The organism is Streptomyces sp. NPDC058289, from assembly GCF_042880975.1.
In the GTDB taxonomy this organism is placed as follows: Bacteria; Actinomycetota; Actinomycetes; order Streptomycetales; family Streptomycetaceae; genus Streptomyces; species Streptomyces stoeckheimensis.
The window spans coordinates 1-16,634 of the sequence record NZ_JBHVYI010000084.1 but is presented as its reverse complement, the minus strand read 5'-3'; the positions used below and the strand labels follow the sequence as shown (position 1 = coordinate 16,634).

The following is a 16,634-nucleotide window of genomic DNA, read 5'->3' as shown; positions in this document are numbered from 1 at the left end:
GTCCAGCTCACACCTGGATCGTCAGATGCCGTCACGCGATCTAGATTTCGGCGAGTGCGCGGGTATTCGCCCGCTTTGACCGGAAGGGCTGCCCGCATGGCTCGCCGTTGGTTCACATCCTCCCTGTGCGCGCTCGCGCTCCTCGCACCCGGGTCGATCGGCGCGGCCTCGGCCGCCGAAGCCGAAGGCAGCCGTACTTCCTTGCGCGTCATGACCCGCAACCTCTATCTCGGCGCCGACCTCGCACCCGTTCTCGCCGCCACCAGTCCGCAGGGGCTCGTCGCCGCGGTGACCGCGGTGTGGGCGAACGTCCAGGCGACGGACTTCCCCGAGCGGGCCGAAGCGCTGGCCGACGAGATCGCCGCAAGCGATCCCCACCTCGTAGGCGTCCAGGAAGCCGTGCTGTGGCGCAGCCAGACGCCTGCCGGGCCGGGCAGCGCCACCCACGTCGAGTACGACTTCCTGCAGATCCTCCTCGATGAGCTCGCCGCCCGGGGCAAGCACTACGCGGCCGTGGCCAGTGTCACCGTCGGCAGCGACTTCGAGGCCCCGCGCTCCACGCCCACCGGTCTGCAGGACATCCGCCTCACGGACCGTGACGTACTCCTGGCCCGCACCGACCTGCCCGCACACAAGTTCTCCGTGGCCAACCCGCAGGCCGCCCGGTTCCAGAGCCACGTGCCCATCTGCCGCCCCGTGCTGGGCTGCCCGCCCAATGCCCCGCTGCGCATCGAGCGCGGCGGGGTCGCGGCGGACGCCACGCTGCACGGCCGCGCCAGCCGAGTGGTGACCACCCATCTCGAGCCCGCCGCCCCCGCCGTCCAGGAAGCACAGGCCGACGAACTGCTCGCGGGCCCGCTGAACACCACGCTCCCCACCGTGCTGCTCGGCGACCTCAACTCGGCCGCCGGCGGAGTCGGCGCGACACCGGGAACCAACACCCAGAGCCACAACCGCATCCTCGCGGCCGGGTTCACCGACGCCTGGACCGCCACCCGCCCCCGCGACCCCGGCTTCACCTGCTGCCAGGCCCCCGACCTGCGCAACGCCGCCTCCACCCTCACCCAGCGGATCGACTACGTGCTCTTCCGCGGCAAGGTCAAGGCGCTGACGGCCCACCGGGTGGGCCACACCCGGGCCGACCGCACCCCGTCAGGTCTGTGGCCCTCCGACCACGCCGGTGTCCGAAGCGTGCTCCAGCTGCGTTGAGACACGGCGGTCCCGCGCCTTCAGACCGCCAGTGCCGTGGTGATCACGAGAGGGGGCCTGGCCCGCTCCGCAGACCAGGTGCGGCCGGCGGCGAGGTCCGGGTCGACGAGACCGGGGAGGCCGAGGGCCTCGTCGACCGTCGGGCGGTGTTGGGCGAGGTCTGCGAATCCGGCCCGCACCAGGAGGGCCGGGTAGAAGTCCACGGGCCAGGCGTGGTTGGGCATCGTCTGCCAGCTGCCGTCCGTGCGCCGGAGCCGTACGGGCAGTTCGTCGCCGGGTCCGTACGTGCCGCCCTGGTCGCCGATGCTCAGCGAGGCGTACTGCGTCCCGCTGCACGCGGGATCGGTGGCCAGCAGGACGAACGGGCCGCCGGGCCGCAGGATCCGGCGGATCTCGCGGAACACCGCGAGCACCGCCTCCGTGGTGGGCAGCGAGGCCAGGACGTGGTTGCACATCACGGCGTCGGCGCTGCCGTCGGCCAGGCAGGCCGTCCGCCCGTCCGTGACCAGGTGGTATTCGGCGACCGCCGTCCCCGAGCGGCGGGCCAGCGCGAGCATCTCGGGGGAGGTGTCCACGCCCAGCACCTTCGCTCCGAGCCGCCGGGCCGCGGCGTCGGCGACCTTGCCCGGCCCGCACCCGTAGTCCACCAGAACGGATCCGCTGCCGACCCACGGGGCCAGGGTCCGGAAGACGAAGGGGTACCCGAGCAGCCAGTCCGTGGCCGCCTCCACGGCGGCGAAGGCCCGCGCGCCCTCCGGCCCGGACCAGGCGACGGGCTCCTGCCCGCCGCCGTGGTCCGAGCCGCCCGTTGCGGCTCGCGCGGCTCGTCCGGTTCCCTCTGGCCAGTCGCTCACAGTTCCCACTATCGGGCCCTGTCCGGCTAGCGCGCATCCCGTTCCGCCGCCTCGGCGATCCGTTTGACGGCCGCGAGCCGTCGGTCCCAGTCGGCGGCGAGGGTGGCCATCCACCTGGCCGTCGCGTCCAGGGCCGCGGGACGCACGGTGTACCGGACCTCGCGTCCGACCCGGTGGCCGGAGACCAGCCCGGCGGAGTCCAGGACGGAGAGGTGCTTGACCACCGCCTGCCGGGAGACGGGCAGCCCCTCGGCAAGGGTGGTCGCGGTGACCTCGCCGTGGGCGGCGAGCAGACCGAGCAGCTTGCGCCGGGTCGGGTCGGCCAGCGCGACGAGGACGTGGTCGATCGCCTCGTCGGCGCCGGGGTGTTCCTCGCTCACGCGGCCGGTTGTTCGGCGCGCTTCTTGAAGGCGTCGAGCACCTGCGGCCAGCCGCCGGTGTTGTCCTTCAGCGCCTTGCCGCGCAGCTCCTCGGACCCGGCCAGGGCCGCGAACCCGCTCTCCACGACGCGCAGCCGCGTCTTGTCGCCCTCGCGGCTCAGCGTGAACTCCACCAGGGTGCTGTTGTCCTCGCGCAGCTCCTGCCCGGGGAAGGCGCTGGCCCACCGGTACGCCAGGTAGGTGGGAGGGTCGACCTTCTCCACCCGTACCGGGAACTCGCCGTATTCGCTGTTCTTCGCCACGATCGACTCCCCTTCCCGGGCCACCGTGCCGGCCAGGCTCCCCTCGTCGGCCACCCAGAAGCCGGGCTCGGCCACCAGGGACCAGACCCGCTCCAGGGAGGCCTCGATCAGGGTGTCGCGTTCGATCCGGTCCGCGTTCATCAGGGACTCCTTCGTCGCAAGCCATTGAGTGATTCGGTGCAACTCCAGAGTTGCACGTCCCCCCGTATCCCGCAACCGTGGAGTTGCACGAGGACGGGCCGTCCGGGTTCGCCTACGCTCGGATCCATGGTGCAGAGCCGGGCGGAAAACGTGGACGCATACCTCGCCGAGGTCCCCGAGGAGCGCAGGGAGGCACTGACCCGGCTGCGTGAGCTGTGCCGTACCGAGCTGCGCGGATTCACGGAAGCGATGGCGTACGGGATGCCCGTGTACGAACGGGGAGGCGTCGGGGAGATCGCCTTCGCGAGCCAGAAGCAGTACGTCTCCTTCTACCTGATGCGCGACGAGGTCCGCGAGGCCTTCGAGGAGCGGCTCGCGGACCACGACATGGGCAAGGTCTGCCTGCGGTTCCGCACACCGGAGAAGATCGACTTCGTACTCCTGAAGGACCTGCTGCGGGCCACGGCCGCCGCTCCCGGGAAGGCCGCCTGACCGCTGCGGTCCGGGGCCTCGGGAACGGCGGAAAGGAATTCCGGCGCAACCTGTCACAGCCGTGGACCGGCCGGTGTCTTGTGTCCGAACCCTCGAAACGAAGGAGACGGACACCATGGCCGAGAACACCGATGTGATCGTGATCGGCGGCGGATACGCCGGAGTGATGGCGGCCAACCGTCTGAAGCGGCGCGCGGACGTCACGGTGACGCTCGTCAACCCGCGCGCGACCTTCGTCGAGCGGATCCGGCTGCACCAGCTGGTGGGCGGAACGGACGACGCCGTCGTCGAGTACCGGGAGGTCCTGGCCGAAGGGGTCGCCCTGGTCGTCGACTCCGTCGCACGGATCGACGCCGCCGAGCGCAGCGTCACGCTCGCGTCCGGCGACCGGATCGGCTACGACTACCTCGTCTACGCGGTGGGGGGCTGCGGACCCGACCGTGCCGGGAGCCGCCGAGTTCGCCCACCCGATCGCCACCCTGGAGGACGCGCAGCGGCTGCGGCCCGTCCTGGACGCCGCGCCCCCGACGGCCGCGGTGACCGTGGTCGGGGCCGGACCGACCGGCATCGAGACCGCCGCCGAACTGGCCGAGCAGGGCAGGGCCGTGACCCTGGTCTGCGGCGGGGTGCTCGGCCCGTACCTCCACGCCCGCGGCCGCCGCTCGGTGGCAGGGCGGCTGGCGGCGCTCGGGGTCACCGTGCTCGAAGGCCCGGACGCGAAGGTGACGGGGGTGACCCGTGATGCCGTGCGCCTCGCAGACGGCCGCGAGCTGCCCAGCCCGGTCACCATCTGGACCGCCGGATTCAGCGTCCCGGACCTGGCCGTGCGCACCGGGCTGAGCACCGATGCATTGGGTCGCCTCCTCACGGACGAGACGCTGACCAGCGTGGACGACGTACGGATCCTGGCGGCGAGGGATTCGGCGGCGCCGTCGGGCCTGCCGCTGCGGATGAGCTGCCAAGCCGCCATGCCGTTGGGCGCGCGGGCCGCGGATACGGTCCTGAGCCGGATCGCGGACGAGCGGCCCGAGCCCCTCAACCAGATGTTCTTCGGTCAGTGCATCAGTCTCGGCCGCGGTGCAGGCATCTTCCAGTTCGCCCACCGCAACGACACCGCGCTGTGGTTCCACGTCGCCGGCCGGCCGGGCGCGAAGCTCAAGGAACTGGTGTGCAAGAGCATCGTCAAACACCTGGCCGGCGAGGCCGCCGAGCCGGGTGCGTACGGCTTGCACCGCGTCTCGGGAGGCGACGCCCGCAGCCGGCGCCTGGCGGCCGCGCAGGGCGGGGCCAGGGCCGCCGCCGAACAGAACGCTTGAGTCGACCGGCATATGCGTTGATCATGAGCCGAACCGTGAGTCGATCATGAACGGATCCGAACCGCCGGAAGACCGACGGAACTTGACGGGAAGAGAATCAACTGTGGACATGCCCTCGCAGACCCCCGATACGGCGACCGAGACCTTCGTCGCCCACCGCAATCTGCTCTTCACCGTCGCCTACGAGATGCTCGGCTCGGCGGCCGACGCCGAGGACGTGCTCCAGGAGACCTGGCTGCGCTGGGCGGGCGTCGACCTCGACACGGTCAGCGACCAGCGCGCGTACCTGGTGCGGATCACCACCCGCCAGGCGCTGAACCGGCTGCGCACCATGAGCCGCCGCAAGGAGGCCTACGTCGGCCAGTGGCTGCCGGAACCGCTGCTCACCACGCCGGACGTGGCCGAGGACGTGGAACTGGCCGAGAGCATGTCGATGGCGATGATGCTGGTCCTGGAGACGCTCGGGCCGACCGAGCGGGCCGTCTTCGTGCTTCGCGAGGTGTTCGGCCTCGACTACGAGGAGATCGCCTCCGCCGTGGACAAGACCCCGGCGGCCGTCCGGCAGATCGCGCACCGGTCCCGCAAGCACGTCGACGCGCGCCGCCCCCGCCGGGCGGTCTCCGCGAGCGAAGCGCGGGTGGCCGTCGAGCTGTTCCAGCGGGCGTTCGAAACCGGGGACCTGCAGGGTCTCCTCGACGTGCTCGCCCCCGAGGTCGTCTACATGGGCGACGGCGGCGGCATCAAGCACGCCGCACTGCGGCCGATCGTGGGCGCCCTCCATGTGGCCCGCCTGTTCACCGGCATGTCGGGCAAGGCCGGGAAGGCCGGGATCGGGCTCTCCTTCGCCCCCACCATGGTCAACGGCACCCCGGCCCTGGCCGTCCACGTGGACGGAGAGCTCGACGGAGTCATCGCCGTCCGCGTCGAGGACACCCGCATCACCGGCCTCTACTTCGTCCGCAACCCGGAGAAGCTGTCCCACGTCGACACCGAGACCACGCCCACCCTGCGGTGAGTTTCGCGCGCCCGCCGGCCTGGCGGTGGGCTGCGGGGGCAGGCACCGGCCGAATGCGGTGTGCCGGGGGGACCCGTACGTGTGGCGCTGGGAGGGGAAGCCGGGGTGAGGGGTCGCTTTGCGGGTACCTCGCATCCGAAACCCCGTCGCAGGAGGAAACCATGCTCGGTACCGACTACCGCACCGGCTCGCCCAACTGGATCGACCTCGGGAGCCCCGACATCCCCCGGGCCGCCGCCTTCTACCGGGCCGTCTTCGGCTGGGAGTTCCACCTGCTCGGGCCCGAGACCGGCGGGTACGGGTTCTTCCAGGTGGACGGGAAGACGGTCGCCGCGGTCGGGCAGCTCGACCCGGGGGCGACCTCCGCGTGGACCGTGTACTTCCGGACCGACGACGCGGAGGACACCACCCGCGGCGTACGCGACGGCGGGGGCACCGTCCGCATCGAGCCGATGGACGTCATGGGGGAGGGGTGGCTCGCGCAGTACACCGACCAGCAGGGCGCCGACTTCGCCATCTGGAAGCCGGGCCGGACACCGGGTCTGGAGCTGACCTCCGCCGACAACGCGCTGTGCTGGGTCGAACTGCACGTACCGGACCCGATGGCGGCGCTGGCCTTCTACGGAGCCCTCTTCGGGATGCGTTCACAGGAGATGGCGGCGCCCGGCATGACCTACCAGGTGCTCAGCACCGCCGACGGGGACCAGGAGGACGGCTCCTTCGGAGGGGTGGCACCGCTGACGGAGGGGGAGCGGGACGCCCGCTGGGTGCCGTACTTCGCGGTCGCGGACGTGGACGCCGTCGTGAGCACCGCGCGGACCAGTGGCGGCACGGTGCTGATGCCGGGCGCGGACGTGCCCGACGTCGGGCGGATCGCCTGGCTGGCGGACCCGAGCGGGGCCGTCTTCGCCCTGCTCAAGGCCGCCGAACCGCGGGGCGAGTGACCCGGGAGACCAGTCGGTTCAGCGGGTTCAGCGGGATCAGCCGGATCAGCCGGACCAGCCGGTTCAGCCGGTGAAGGCTTCGATGAGCGTCCAGACGGCCAGCGCGGCCATGCACAGGGCGCCGAAGCGCTGAACGGTCTTGAGGGGGACCCGCTTGGCGATGAACCGGCCCACGACCAGGGCGAGGGCGGACACCGACATGAGGGCTGCCGCGGAGCCGATGGCGGTGGGCAGCCAGCCGTTGGTGGCGGCGAGGTTGGCGGTCGTGATCTGCGTCAGGTCGCCCCACTCGCCGATGAAGACGGCCATGAACGCCGTGGTGAAGACGGGCCAGAAGCCGGTGACGGCCTTGGCCGCCGAGTCCGCCTCGTCGTCGGCGCCGGCGCGCATCATGACGACGGCGCCGAAGGCGAACAGGGCGGCGGAGGTGAGCTTGACGGCCATGTTCGGCAGCATGCCGATCAGACTTCCGGCGCCGACCGCGATGGCCACGTGCACGATGAACGCGGTGGAGGTGCCGAACCATACGTACAGCGGCCGCATCCGGGTGCCCATGGCCAGCGAGGCGAACATGGTCTTGTCGGGGAGCTCGGCAAGGAAGATCAGACCGAAGGCGGTGAAGATCGCCACGGGGTCGAGAGCCATTCCGGGTGCTGCTTTCTGCTGGAGCCGGGCTCTGATGGCTCGGATCGGCACCCAGCGGGGAGGCGACGGGAAGAACCACTCGGCCCGGCACGACGAAGCGGCCCACACGGTGATGTGGGACGGGTCATGCCTTGGCCGAAGGTCTCGTCCGCCCCGCACGTGAAGCGCGGTGGCCCGGTGGCCGGGACCCCTCGAGGCGTCCAGTATGTCGACCAGCGGTTTTCGGGACTACTCCCCTTCGCTGCCGACAACTCTAACAGCGACGCGCAGTGCCCCGGCAGGGCCGAAAGTCCCGGGAGCGGCTATCCGAAGCGCACCGGGAGGTGCTTGACCCCGTTGATGAAGTCCGAGCGCAGGCGGCGTACCTCTCCCGTGAGCGACACCTCCGGATGCCGGCGCAGGAGCTCTCGGACCAGGGCCTTGATCTGGGTGCGGGCGAGGCCGGCCCCCAGGCAGAAGTGGGGGCCGCCGCCACCGAAGGTGAGGTGCTCGTTCGGAGTGCGGCGGATGTCGAAGGCGAAGGGGTCGGCGAAGACCTCCTCGTCGCGGTTGGCGGAGGTGTAGTAGGTGACCACCTTCTGCCCCTCGGCGACGGGCCGCCCGCGCAGGACGGTGTCACGGGTCGCGGTGCGCCGGAAGTTGTGGATCGAGCCGCCCCAGCGCAGGAACTCCTCCGTCGCCGTGGTCCACAGGGCCTCGTCCTCCGGGGCTGCGGCCAGTTCGGCGCGCGCCGAAGGATGGTCGATCAGGGCGATCAGGGCGCCGGAGAGCAGATTGCGGGTGGTCTCGTTGCCGGCGACGCAGAGCAGGACGAAGAACATGTTGATCTCGTCCGGCGACAGCCGGTCCCCGTCGACCTCGGCGTGCACCAGCGTCGAGAGGATGTCCTCCCGGGGGCGGGCCCGCCGCTCGGCGGCCAGCGCGTCGCAGTAGGAGTAGATCTCGGCGGCCGCGAGATCGCTGTCGTGCTTTCCGGCCGAGAGCTCGGGGTCCTGGGAGCCGGCCATCCGGTTGCTCCAGTCGAAGATCAGCCGCTCGTCCCCCTCGGGCACGCCGACCATCTCGCAGATCGTCTGGATTGGCAGCCAGGCAGCGACCTCCGCGACGAAGTCCATGTCCCGGCCCGGGGTGACCGCGCGCTCCACCAGGGTGACCGCCCGCTCCTGGATCCGGGCCGCGAGCCTTCGTACGACCCGGGGCGTGAACCCCGCGCTGACCAGCGAGCGGTACCGGGAGTGGCGCGGGGCGTCCATGCCCAGCAGGACCAGGCGAAGGGTCTCCAGGGACTCGGGGTTCTGGTCGCGGATCATGAAGGAGCCGAGTTCGGTGGACCACAGCTCGGGATCGCGGCTGACGGCCTTGACGTCGGAGTGGCGGGTGACGGCGTAGAAGCCGGCGTGCCGGCCCGGCACCTCGTGCCAGTGCACCGGGTCCTCGCGGCGCAGCCGGGTGAACTGGGCGTGCGGGACCTCACGGGCCCAGGTGTCCTCAAGGAGGTCTATCTCGCCGGTGGGCAGCACGGGGCGGTTCCCTTCGTCGGACGGATCGGAGTCGTGCGGTCGGTACCGGTCAGCAGTCCCTGCCGAGTCCCAGGACGGTCCCGAGGGCCTCGATGACGAGCCCGTCGGGGACGGCGCGCGGTTCGAGGCGGTGCTGCATGGAGAGGCCCAGGAGGATGCCGAGCACGAGGGCGCCGGTCTCCTGCGGCGTACGGGTCAGGGGGGTGCCGGTGGCCTCGGCCCAGTCGGCCAGACCCTCGCCGAGCCGGGCACGGATCTCGGCGTACCGCTGGGCGAGCCGGTCACCGATGAGGGGGCCGCGGGCGGCGTGCAGCCACAGCTCCGTCTCCAGGAGCAGCCAGGAGTCGCCGTGCTCGGGGTGCGGGCGGGTGAGGCTGCCCCACATCGCGGAGAAGTGCACGGCCGGGTCGGCCGGGTCCCCGGCCGCGATCTCGGCGGCCAGTTCCTCGCTCGTGCGCTCCTTCCAGACCTCCAGGAGCGCCAGCAGCAGGCCCTCCTTGCCGCCGAAGTGGCTGTACAGCGCGCCCGTGGTGCGCCCGGCCGCCTCGGCGACGGCTTCGGCGGAGACGGCGTGGAACCCCTTGCGGGCGAAGAGGTCGGCTGCCGCGTCGATGAGGCGGGCGCGGCTCTCGGACTTGCGCTGCGCCTGCGGGGTACGGCGCCGAGGGCGTTCTGGGGTGCGGGACGGCTCCACCGGGGCTCCGGATCGCTGGCTGTACCGGGACGGATTTATATCGGGGTGCCGATATAAATTGCGCCCTCCCTGACGAAGTGTCAAGCGGTACCGCAGGACCGCACGGGCGCCCGGTGGGACGCTGAAAGGGTGCGCGCCGCCCTGAGTGAGCTCCGTACCGGCACCGGCCCCCTGCCGGCGGCCGCACGACGGGCCGTCCGGGTCACCCTCGCCGCAGGTCTGGGCTTCTACGCGTTCCTGTACGGGCTGGACCGGCCCGTCGAGGCCACGTACGCGCTCTTCGCCGCCGTCGCGCTGGCCGGGCTCTCCCGGATACCGGGCAGCGGCCGCATGCGGGCCGGGGTCGTCGCCCGTGTGCTCCCCGCCGCCTGCGCCCTGGTGGTACTGGGCACCTGGCTGTCGGTGCGGACCTGGGCCGCCGTGGCGGGCATGCTGGTCATCGGCTTCTGCGTGGCCTTCTCCTCGGCGGCGGGACCCCGTCTCGCGGGCGCCGCGCCCGGGCTCCAACTGCTGTACATCCTGCCCAGCTTCCCGCCGTACGCCCCCGACACCCTCGGCCAGCGGCTGACCGGCACCGTCGTCGGGGTCCTGCTGCTGATCCTCGCCGAGGCCACCGTGCTGCCCGACCCGGCCGTCCCCGGCTACCGGGACCTGGCCGCCGCCGCCGCGGCCGAGGCGGCCCGGTGCGCCGCCGTGCTGGAGCAGCCGCCCCACACCCTCCCCGCGGCGGAGACCGCCCGTGCCGCGGAGCGGGCCCAGGCCCTGCGGCCCTCCCGGGTCGAGGAGGCGCAGCGGCCCGCGGGACCCGGCGTACGGGAACGCGCGCTGGCCCACACCGGGCTGGCGGCCCGCACCCTGCTGGCCCGGCTCCGGTCCCTGCCCCCGCCGGAGCCCGGACCGGACACCGGGGCGGCCGGGCGGGACCTCGTGGCGGCCGTGCGCGAGTCGGCCGCCGGGACCGCCGGGCTGCTCGGAGCGGGGAACCCGCCCGCGACGGACTCCACGCGGCTGCGGAACCTGCACGTCTCCCTCGCCCGGACCCCCGTGACCGGGCCCGGGCCCGGGTTCCGCAACGCCGCGCTGGTGGAGCTGGCGGATGCCGCCCTCGTGCTGCGCGGCGCCGCCGGGATAGCCGTACGGGGGCGTGCGGGGGCCGCGGACGCGCAGGGGCCGGGGGTGGAGCCGGCCGCCGGACCCGCCGACCGGTTCTGGTACGCCCAGGAGGGGCCGGTGCGGCTCTGGTGGTACCGGCTGGCCGGGAACACCGGGCCCCGGTCCGTGCACTTCCAGAACGCCGTCCGGATCGGCGTGGCCCTCGCCGTCGCCCGGGCCGTCGCCGGAGTGGACTCCCTGCCGCACGGCTTCTGGGCGATGCTCGCCGTCCTCAGCCTGACCCGCACCAACGCCGTGCAGACCCGGGCCACCGTCCGGCTGGCCCTGATCGGCACCCTGGTGGGCGCGGTCGCCGCCGGCGGGGTCCTCGCGCTGGCCGGGGAGGCGAGCACGGTCTACGCGATCGTGCTGCCGCCGCTGATGCTGTTCGCGTTCTGCGTCGGGCCCGTGCGCGGCGTGGGCTGGGCGCAGGCCATGTTCACCCTGGTGGTGGCCATGGCCTTCGCCCAGCTCGCCCCCGTGACATGGCAGTTGGCCGAGGTGCGGTTCCTGGACGTACTGGTCGGCAGTGCGATCGGGATGGTCTGCGGACTGCTGGCCTGGCCGCGCGGCGCCCACGACGAACTGGGGCGCGCCGTGGCCGAGCTGCTGCACGCCGCGGCCGACGACGTCCAGGCGGCCACGGCGGCCTTCGGCCGGGCCCGCGAGGTGGGGCCCGACCAGCGGGTGCGGCACGCATTGGCCATGGCGGAGAGCGCGTACGCCCAGTACCAGACGGAGCGCCAACATCCGGCCGCCACCGCCCCGGGCGAGGACCGGCAGGCGGCGATGATGACCGGCCACCACGTCCTCTGGGGCGGCCGCAGACCCCCCGGCACCCCGCCCGGCCCCCGCGAGGAGGCGGTGGTCCGGGAGTACGGGGCCTGGGTGGCCGCCGGACTGCGCCGCGCGGCGGCAGCCGCGGACCCCGTACACACCGCGGGGTCCACGGACCCGGGTCCCGCCGGTCCCGCCCCCCGCCGGCCCGGACCCGAGGGCGCGCCGCCGGTGTTCTACACGGCGATGGCCTGGCTGGACTCGCTGACCGCGGACCTGGCCCTGCTCGACCGGGGGGCCGCGGCCGGGGTCGGGACCGAGGCCGGGCCCATGGCCTCCGGCGCGGCCTGAGCGTGCGGCGGTGCGGCCGGAGCGGGGCTCTGCGATCGTGGAAAGAGACGGCCTACCGGCTCCGGCGGCGTGGTGTGTGGTGAGGAGCGGACATGTCCGGACTGTTCGAGGCGAGCGTCGAGATCGACCGGCCCGTCGCGGAGGTGTTCGCGTATCTCGCCGACGGGCGCAACGACCCGGAGTTCAGCCCGCGCGTCCAGCGGATCACCCGGACCCCGGACGCCCCGACCGCCGTCGGTACGGTCTTCCGCAGCACGGTGAAGGACGCCGGAATGAAGACCGCCCGGGAGTTCCAGATCACCGAACTCGACGCGCCGGCGCGGATCCGCTGGACGGAGCTGAGCCACAACCTGGTCACCGCCGAAGGCGGCTACGACCTGGCCGAACTTCCCGGCGGCCGGACGCGGTTGCGCGTCTTAACACCTTGACCGGGCACGGCTTCGGCCGCCTCCTCGTCGGCCTCGCCCTGAGCGCGGCGCGCAAGGACGCCCCCGACTTCGGCCGCCGGATCAAGGCGGCGGCGGAGGCGTCCCCACGGCCGGACTGAGGACCGGGCCGGGTCACCGGGTCACCGGGTCGCTAGGTCACCGAGTCACCGAGCCACCGGCTCACCGGGTCCCCCGGATCAGAAGCGTCCGGGCCCGGACGGAATCGGCAGCGGCTTCACCGGCGCCCCCCGCCCGTCCCCGCCGGGTGCCGGCGTACGGCAGGCGATGTCCTCGGCGGGCAGCCGCCCGGTGGCCAGGTACGCGGTGACCGGGGCGGCGGCGCAGGAGGACGGATCGGCCAGGTACACCCCGTGGCCCTCGGCGCCCAGCGCCAGCACCATCCGCGAGCCCTTCAGCGCCCGGTGCAGGCCCTGGCCGCTGGCCAGCGGGGTCTGCGAGTCCCACTCGTTCTGCACGGTCAGCACCCCTGCCCGCGCCTTCATCGGGGTCTGCGCCTCGAGCGGGCGCGGCCAGAAGGCGCACGGCTTGATGTTCGAGGCAAAGTCCCCGTAGAGCGGGAACGCGGCCTTGTCCCGGACCGCATCGCGACGGTACCGCTCGGGATCGCGCGGCCAGGAGTCCGTGTCCCCGCACACCACGCTCCAGAAGACGGCGACGTCGTTGTCGGAGGCGGGCTCGGCCGGGGCCCCGGACCTGCCGGCGAGCGCCCGCTTCATGTCGAAGTCGGGCCCGGAGGCGCCGGGAGTGACGGCGGGCTTTCCGTCGGCCGCATCCTTCAGCGCCACCACGAGCGGGGTGACCTGCGCCGGATAGAAGAACAGCGCGCGTGCGCGCCGGATGTCGTCGCCGTTGATCTTCTCCCCCTGGAAGACGATCGGATCCCGGTCGGCGCGCGCCACCAGGTCCCAGAAGGTCTTCGACACGGCCGCGGGGCTCTCGCCGAGGTGGTACTCGCCCGCGCGTTCCGCCGCCCACCGAGTCCACCGGGCGAAGGCGGGCTCGGCCTCCGTGGCCCAGTTCTGGAACATGCCCCGCCAGATCAGGTTCGGGTCGACGCCGCTGTCGAGCACGAAGCGGTCGGTCCGGCCGGGGAACATCTGCGTGTACACCGCGCCGAGGTACGTCCCGTAGGAGTAGCCCAGGTACGAGAGCTTCCGCTCGCCCAGGACGGCACGGATGGTGTCCATGTCGCGGGCGGTGTTGCGGGTCGTGATGTACGGGAGCACGGAGCCGGCCTTCTCCCGGCACTTCTCGGCGATGCTCCGCGCCCAGGCCACGTCCGAGGGGAAGGACCCGGGCCGGTACGGCCGGTCGATGCCCTGCTCGGCGTCGGCCAGCCCGCAGCTGATGGGACTGCTGGCGCCGACCCCGCGCGGATCGAAGCCGATGAGGTCGTACTGCTCGCCCACCTCAGCGGGGACCACCTCGCCGAGGGCCAGCGGCAGATCGAGCCCGCTCCCGCCCGGCCCGCCCGGATTCATCAGGAGGACCCCGTGCCGTTTGGCGGGGTTCGTGCTCCGTATTCGGGATATCGCCAGGTCGAGGGTCCGTCCCGCGGGCCGCCGGTAGTCGAGCGGCACCTTGATGGTGGCGCACTCGTACGAGGCCGGCTGATCGGCGGCGCACCGGTGCCAGGCGGGCTTCTGCCGCAGGTACGCGGCGTCGGCTCGGAGGCCGTCGGTTCCAGCGCTGTCGGCCTGGACGCTGTCGGTGGGCAGGGCGGAGGCCTGGGCGGCCGCCAACAGGGGCACGGAACTCGCGAGGAGCCCGGCGGCGGCCAGGAAGGATGCCAGTCGTTTCTTGCGCACGGGGGCCGTTCCTTTCGGGTGGGCGGTGATCCGTCCCCACCCTGGGTCACCCCGCGGGCCGGGCGAATCCACCTGAGGGGCGGGGCCCTCTACTCCTCGCGAATGACTGGAAATCCGGACAACTGGCCGACGCGCCGGGGTTTTTGTCCGTACATCAGGTTCCGGGGCGCGGGCCTCACGGGGGCCGGGCGCGCGGCACCGTAGCAGCCTTTCGGGGGGCTGCCCGGATGTTTGTCCAGTCCGGATGGGCCTTCGGCGGGGGAGCCGGAGCCGGCACTAGCGTCCCTTGGCACCCGGGGACCCGCGGGAGCGGCGCGCTCCGTGCGGCGGCTCCCGGGCGTCCCGGGACCCAAGGAGGCAGAGTGCTGTCCATCCGTCCAATCCGTCGGACGAACCTCGGCGGCATGTCGGTCGCTTCGCGACACGTCATGGGCACGGGCATCGTCATCGGAGCCCTCGCCCTCACGCTGATCGCGCTGCTGATACCGGTGCGGAGCTTCGGCGGACGAACCGCCGCGGCGGCCCCGGCCCCGTCGCCCGCCGTCGCCACCTCGCCCGCCCCGGCCTCCGCCGATGACGACGGCGCCGGGGTGATGAACACGGCCTTCGGGCCGCTGACCCCGCAGGACCGCGAGTTCGTGCGCAAGGTCCGCCTGGCCGGTCTGTGGGAACTGCCCGCGGGCCGGCAGGCCCAGGAGCGGGGGACCCGCAAGTCGGTGCGTACGGCCGGCGAGCACCTCGTGGAAGGGCACACCGAACTGGACCGGAGGGTCCTGGAGGTGGGCGAGGCGCTCGGCGTCGAACTGCCGGACCGGCCGTCCGGCCAGCAGCAGGCCTGGCTCGACCAGCTCGACCGAGCCCAAGGGGCCACCTACGAGCGGCTCTTCGTACAGCTGCTGCGGCGGGCGCACGGCAAGGTGTTCACGCTCGTCGCCCAAGTGCGGGCGCAAACCCGCAACTCCGTGGTCCGCGAGCTGGCCACGGACGCCAACACCACGGTCCTGGACCACATCGCGGTCCTCGAAGCCAGCGGCCTGGTCGATTTCGAAGGCCTGGCGGACAGCCCTCCCACCACCGGCCCACCCACGGCCGCCCGACCGGCGGACCCCTCTCCCGCCGCCACCCGACCGAGGAAGTGAAGTGATCACATGCGCGACAACGACTCCACGCAAGGCCCGGCGCGCCAGGACGGCGCAGGGCACAAACGCAGGAGGCGTCCCCTGTACAAGGCACTCGCCGCCGCGTCCGCACTGGTCCTGGGCGGCGGCGCGGTCGTGATCGCGGGCCAGGTGGCCTCCGCGGGCCAGGACCCGGCGCGCCCGGCGCCGGTGACGGCCACCATCGACTGCCCCGACGTGGGAGAGCGGCTGCGCGAGGTTCCCGATCAGGCGCGCGGCGAAGTGGACCGGGAACTCGCCGGTCTCGACACCCAGATCGCCGACGCCTACCAGCGGCTCGCCACCGGCCGAGCGCCCGCGGACGCCCTGCTCGGGGAGCTGAAGGAGGGGCGCGACGCCTCGATCGGCCGCGTCTCCGAGGCGATCGGACGCACCACGGCCCGCCCGGACGGGCTCGCGGAGCTGAGCGCCTGCGCGATGCGCGAGGCGCCGGCCGCCGAGGAGGAGACCGCCCGGGGTGGCACGGACGGGGTCGCCCTGAAGGGGGGCCCGGCCCGCTCCGACTTCGTCCGCATCGGCTCGGTGAAGCCGAACGTACGGAAACCGGCGCCCAAGTCCGGTGCCTCCAAGGGCTCCTTCGCCGTAAATTGCGGGCGCAACGAAGAGCGGCACCTCAACCCCGACAACGTGATCGTCGCCCCCGGCGTGAGCAACGGCGCCCACCACATGCACGACTACGTCGGCAACAAGACCACGGACGCCTTCTCCACCAACAACAGCCTCGCCGCCTCCGGGACCACCTGCACGAACGGCGACCTGTCCACCTACTACTGGCCGGTGCTGAGGCTGCGCGACGGCAAGGCGGAGCAGGACGCGGGGGCCCCGGGCGGCGGCCAGGACGCCAACGTGGGCACGATCCTGCTGCCGAAGCAGGTGACCATCGAGTTCAAGGGGAGCCCCGTCTCCCGCGTCACCGCCATGCCCCGCTTCCTGCGGATCATCACGGGCGACGCGAAGGCCTTCACCAACGGCCCGGCCAACGCCAACGCCTCGTGGAGCTGCACCGGTTTCGAGAACCGGCAGCTGAAGGACAAGTACCCGATCTGCCCCAAGGGGACCGACGTGGTACGGACGTTCGCCTTCCAGAGCTGCTGGGACGGCAAGAACACCGACAGCGCCAACCACCGCACCCACGTGGCCTTCGCCGGCCGAGACGGCTCCTGCCCGGCGGGCTTCAAGGCCGTGCCGCAACTGGTGCAGCGGATCGTCTACGCGACGCCCCCCGGAGCACGCTTCGCGGTCGACAGCTTCCCCGAACAGCTCCACAAGCCGGTGACCGACCACGGCGACTTCATCAACGTCATGCCGGACGAGCTGATGGCCCGGGCGGTGCGGTGCGTCAACGGCGGACGCACCTGCCGCTGACCGGACGCAAAAGCGGTGCCGGCCCGGAGCACGCTCCGGGCC

14 protein-coding genes and 2 pseudogenes are annotated in these 16,634 nt (G+C 72.8%); 9 read left to right on the top strand and 7 right to left on the bottom strand.

Going from position 1 to position 16,634, the window contains the following annotated elements; genetic code table 11:
• Nucleotides 1-96: 96 nt before the first annotated feature.
• On the top strand, nucleotides 97-1,209 hold the full coding sequence (locus ACFVX6_RS31885; protein WP_389697370.1) for an endonuclease/exonuclease/phosphatase family protein: 1,113 nt from the start codon (nucleotides 97-99) through the stop codon (nucleotides 1,207-1,209).
• Nucleotides 1,210-1,229: 20 nt separating this feature from the next.
• Here ACFVX6_RS31885 and ACFVX6_RS31880 read toward each other — a convergent pair whose 3' ends face one another.
• The 3 genes from ACFVX6_RS31880 to ACFVX6_RS31870 are packed head-to-tail and all read right to left on the bottom strand — an operon-like array spanning nucleotide 1,230 to nucleotide 2,886.
• Entirely contained in the window at nucleotides 1,230-2,063 is an 834-nt protein-coding gene (locus ACFVX6_RS31880; RefSeq protein WP_389697368.1) for a class I SAM-dependent methyltransferase, read from the bottom strand.
• Nucleotides 2,064-2,089: 26 nt separating this feature from the next.
• Nucleotides 2,090-2,443, bottom strand: a complete 354-nt coding sequence (locus tag ACFVX6_RS31875; RefSeq protein WP_389697366.1) for an ArsR/SmtB family transcription factor — start codon at nucleotides 2,441-2,443, stop codon at nucleotides 2,090-2,092.
• On the bottom strand, nucleotides 2,440-2,886 hold the full coding sequence (locus ACFVX6_RS31870) for an SRPBCC domain-containing protein (protein WP_389697364.1): 447 nt from the start codon (nucleotides 2,884-2,886) through the stop codon (nucleotides 2,440-2,442). The genes ACFVX6_RS31875 and ACFVX6_RS31870 overlap by 4 nt, the downstream gene beginning before the upstream one ends.
• A 126-nt stretch (nucleotides 2,887-3,012) precedes the next feature.
• Here ACFVX6_RS31870 and ACFVX6_RS31865 point away from each other — a divergent pair, with 126 nt between their 5' ends.
• The 4 genes and pseudogenes from ACFVX6_RS31865 (at nucleotide 3,013) to ACFVX6_RS31850 (ending at nucleotide 6,653) form a co-directional block, all read left to right on the top strand.
• The gene (locus tag ACFVX6_RS31865) at nucleotides 3,013-3,378 is read left to right on the top strand and encodes an iron chaperone (protein WP_389697362.1); all 366 of its coding nucleotides are present in this window, start codon (nucleotides 3,013-3,015) and stop codon (nucleotides 3,376-3,378) included.
• 115 nt (nucleotides 3,379-3,493) lie between these two features.
• A pseudogene (locus tag ACFVX6_RS31860) lies at nucleotides 3,494-4,694 on the top strand (NAD(P)/FAD-dependent oxidoreductase).
• 109 nt (nucleotides 4,695-4,803) lie between these two features.
• Nucleotides 4,804-5,709, top strand: coding sequence for an RNA polymerase sigma-70 factor (locus tag ACFVX6_RS31855; protein WP_389697360.1), 906 nt, complete (start codon nucleotides 4,804-4,806; stop codon nucleotides 5,707-5,709).
• Between the two features lie 161 nt (nucleotides 5,710-5,870).
• Nucleotides 5,871-6,653 carry a VOC family protein gene (locus ACFVX6_RS31850; RefSeq protein WP_389697358.1) on the top strand — a complete coding sequence of 261 codons (783 nt, stop codon included), beginning with the start codon at nucleotides 5,871-5,873 and terminating at the stop codon, nucleotides 6,651-6,653.
• A gap of 63 nt (nucleotides 6,654-6,716) precedes the next feature.
• Here ACFVX6_RS31850 and ACFVX6_RS31845 read toward each other — a convergent pair whose 3' ends face one another.
• The 3 genes from ACFVX6_RS31845 to ACFVX6_RS31835 all read right to left on the bottom strand — a co-directional run bounded on the left by ACFVX6_RS31845 (nucleotide 6,717) and on the right by ACFVX6_RS31835 (nucleotide 9,512).
• Nucleotides 6,717-7,298 carry a TMEM165/GDT1 family protein gene (locus ACFVX6_RS31845; protein WP_389697356.1) on the bottom strand — a complete coding sequence of 194 codons (582 nt, stop codon included), beginning with the start codon at nucleotides 7,296-7,298 and terminating at the stop codon, nucleotides 6,717-6,719.
• A gap of 302 nt (nucleotides 7,299-7,600) precedes the next feature.
• Entirely contained in the window at nucleotides 7,601-8,818 is a 1,218-nt protein-coding gene (locus tag ACFVX6_RS31840; RefSeq protein ID WP_389697354.1) for a cytochrome P450, read from the bottom strand.
• A gap of 49 nt (nucleotides 8,819-8,867) precedes the next feature.
• Nucleotides 8,868-9,512, bottom strand: a complete 645-nt coding sequence (locus tag ACFVX6_RS31835; protein ID WP_389697352.1) for a TetR/AcrR family transcriptional regulator — start codon at nucleotides 9,510-9,512, stop codon at nucleotides 8,868-8,870.
• 129 nt (nucleotides 9,513-9,641) lie between these two features.
• Here ACFVX6_RS31835 and ACFVX6_RS31830 point away from each other — a divergent pair, with 129 nt between their 5' ends.
• Together ACFVX6_RS31830 and ACFVX6_RS31825 are read left to right on the top strand one after the other, a co-directional pair.
• The gene (locus tag ACFVX6_RS31830; RefSeq protein WP_389697350.1) at nucleotides 9,642-11,792 is read left to right on the top strand and encodes an FUSC family protein; all 2,151 of its coding nucleotides are present in this window, start codon (nucleotides 9,642-9,644) and stop codon (nucleotides 11,790-11,792) included.
• 92 nt (nucleotides 11,793-11,884) lie between these two features.
• Nucleotides 11,885-12,339, top strand: a pseudogene (locus ACFVX6_RS31825) (SRPBCC family protein).
• A gap of 78 nt (nucleotides 12,340-12,417) precedes the next feature.
• Here ACFVX6_RS31825 and ACFVX6_RS31820 read toward each other — a convergent pair.
• The gene (locus ACFVX6_RS31820) at nucleotides 12,418-14,049 is read right to left on the bottom strand and encodes an alpha/beta hydrolase (protein WP_389697348.1); all 1,632 of its coding nucleotides are present in this window, start codon (nucleotides 14,047-14,049) and stop codon (nucleotides 12,418-12,420) included.
• A gap of 404 nt (nucleotides 14,050-14,453) precedes the next feature.
• On the opposite strand from ACFVX6_RS31820, the gene ACFVX6_RS31815 reads away from it, so the two are divergent.
• Both ACFVX6_RS31815 and ACFVX6_RS31810 read left to right on the top strand, forming a co-directional pair.
• The gene (locus ACFVX6_RS31815; RefSeq protein WP_389697346.1) at nucleotides 14,454-15,188 is read left to right on the top strand and encodes a DUF4142 domain-containing protein; all 735 of its coding nucleotides are present in this window, start codon (nucleotides 14,454-14,456) and stop codon (nucleotides 15,186-15,188) included.
• A 9-nt stretch (nucleotides 15,189-15,197) separates the two neighbouring features.
• Entirely contained in the window at nucleotides 15,198-16,592 is a 1,395-nt protein-coding gene (locus ACFVX6_RS31810) for a DUF1996 domain-containing protein (protein WP_389697344.1), read from the top strand.
• Nucleotides 16,593-16,634: the final 42 nt, after the last annotated feature.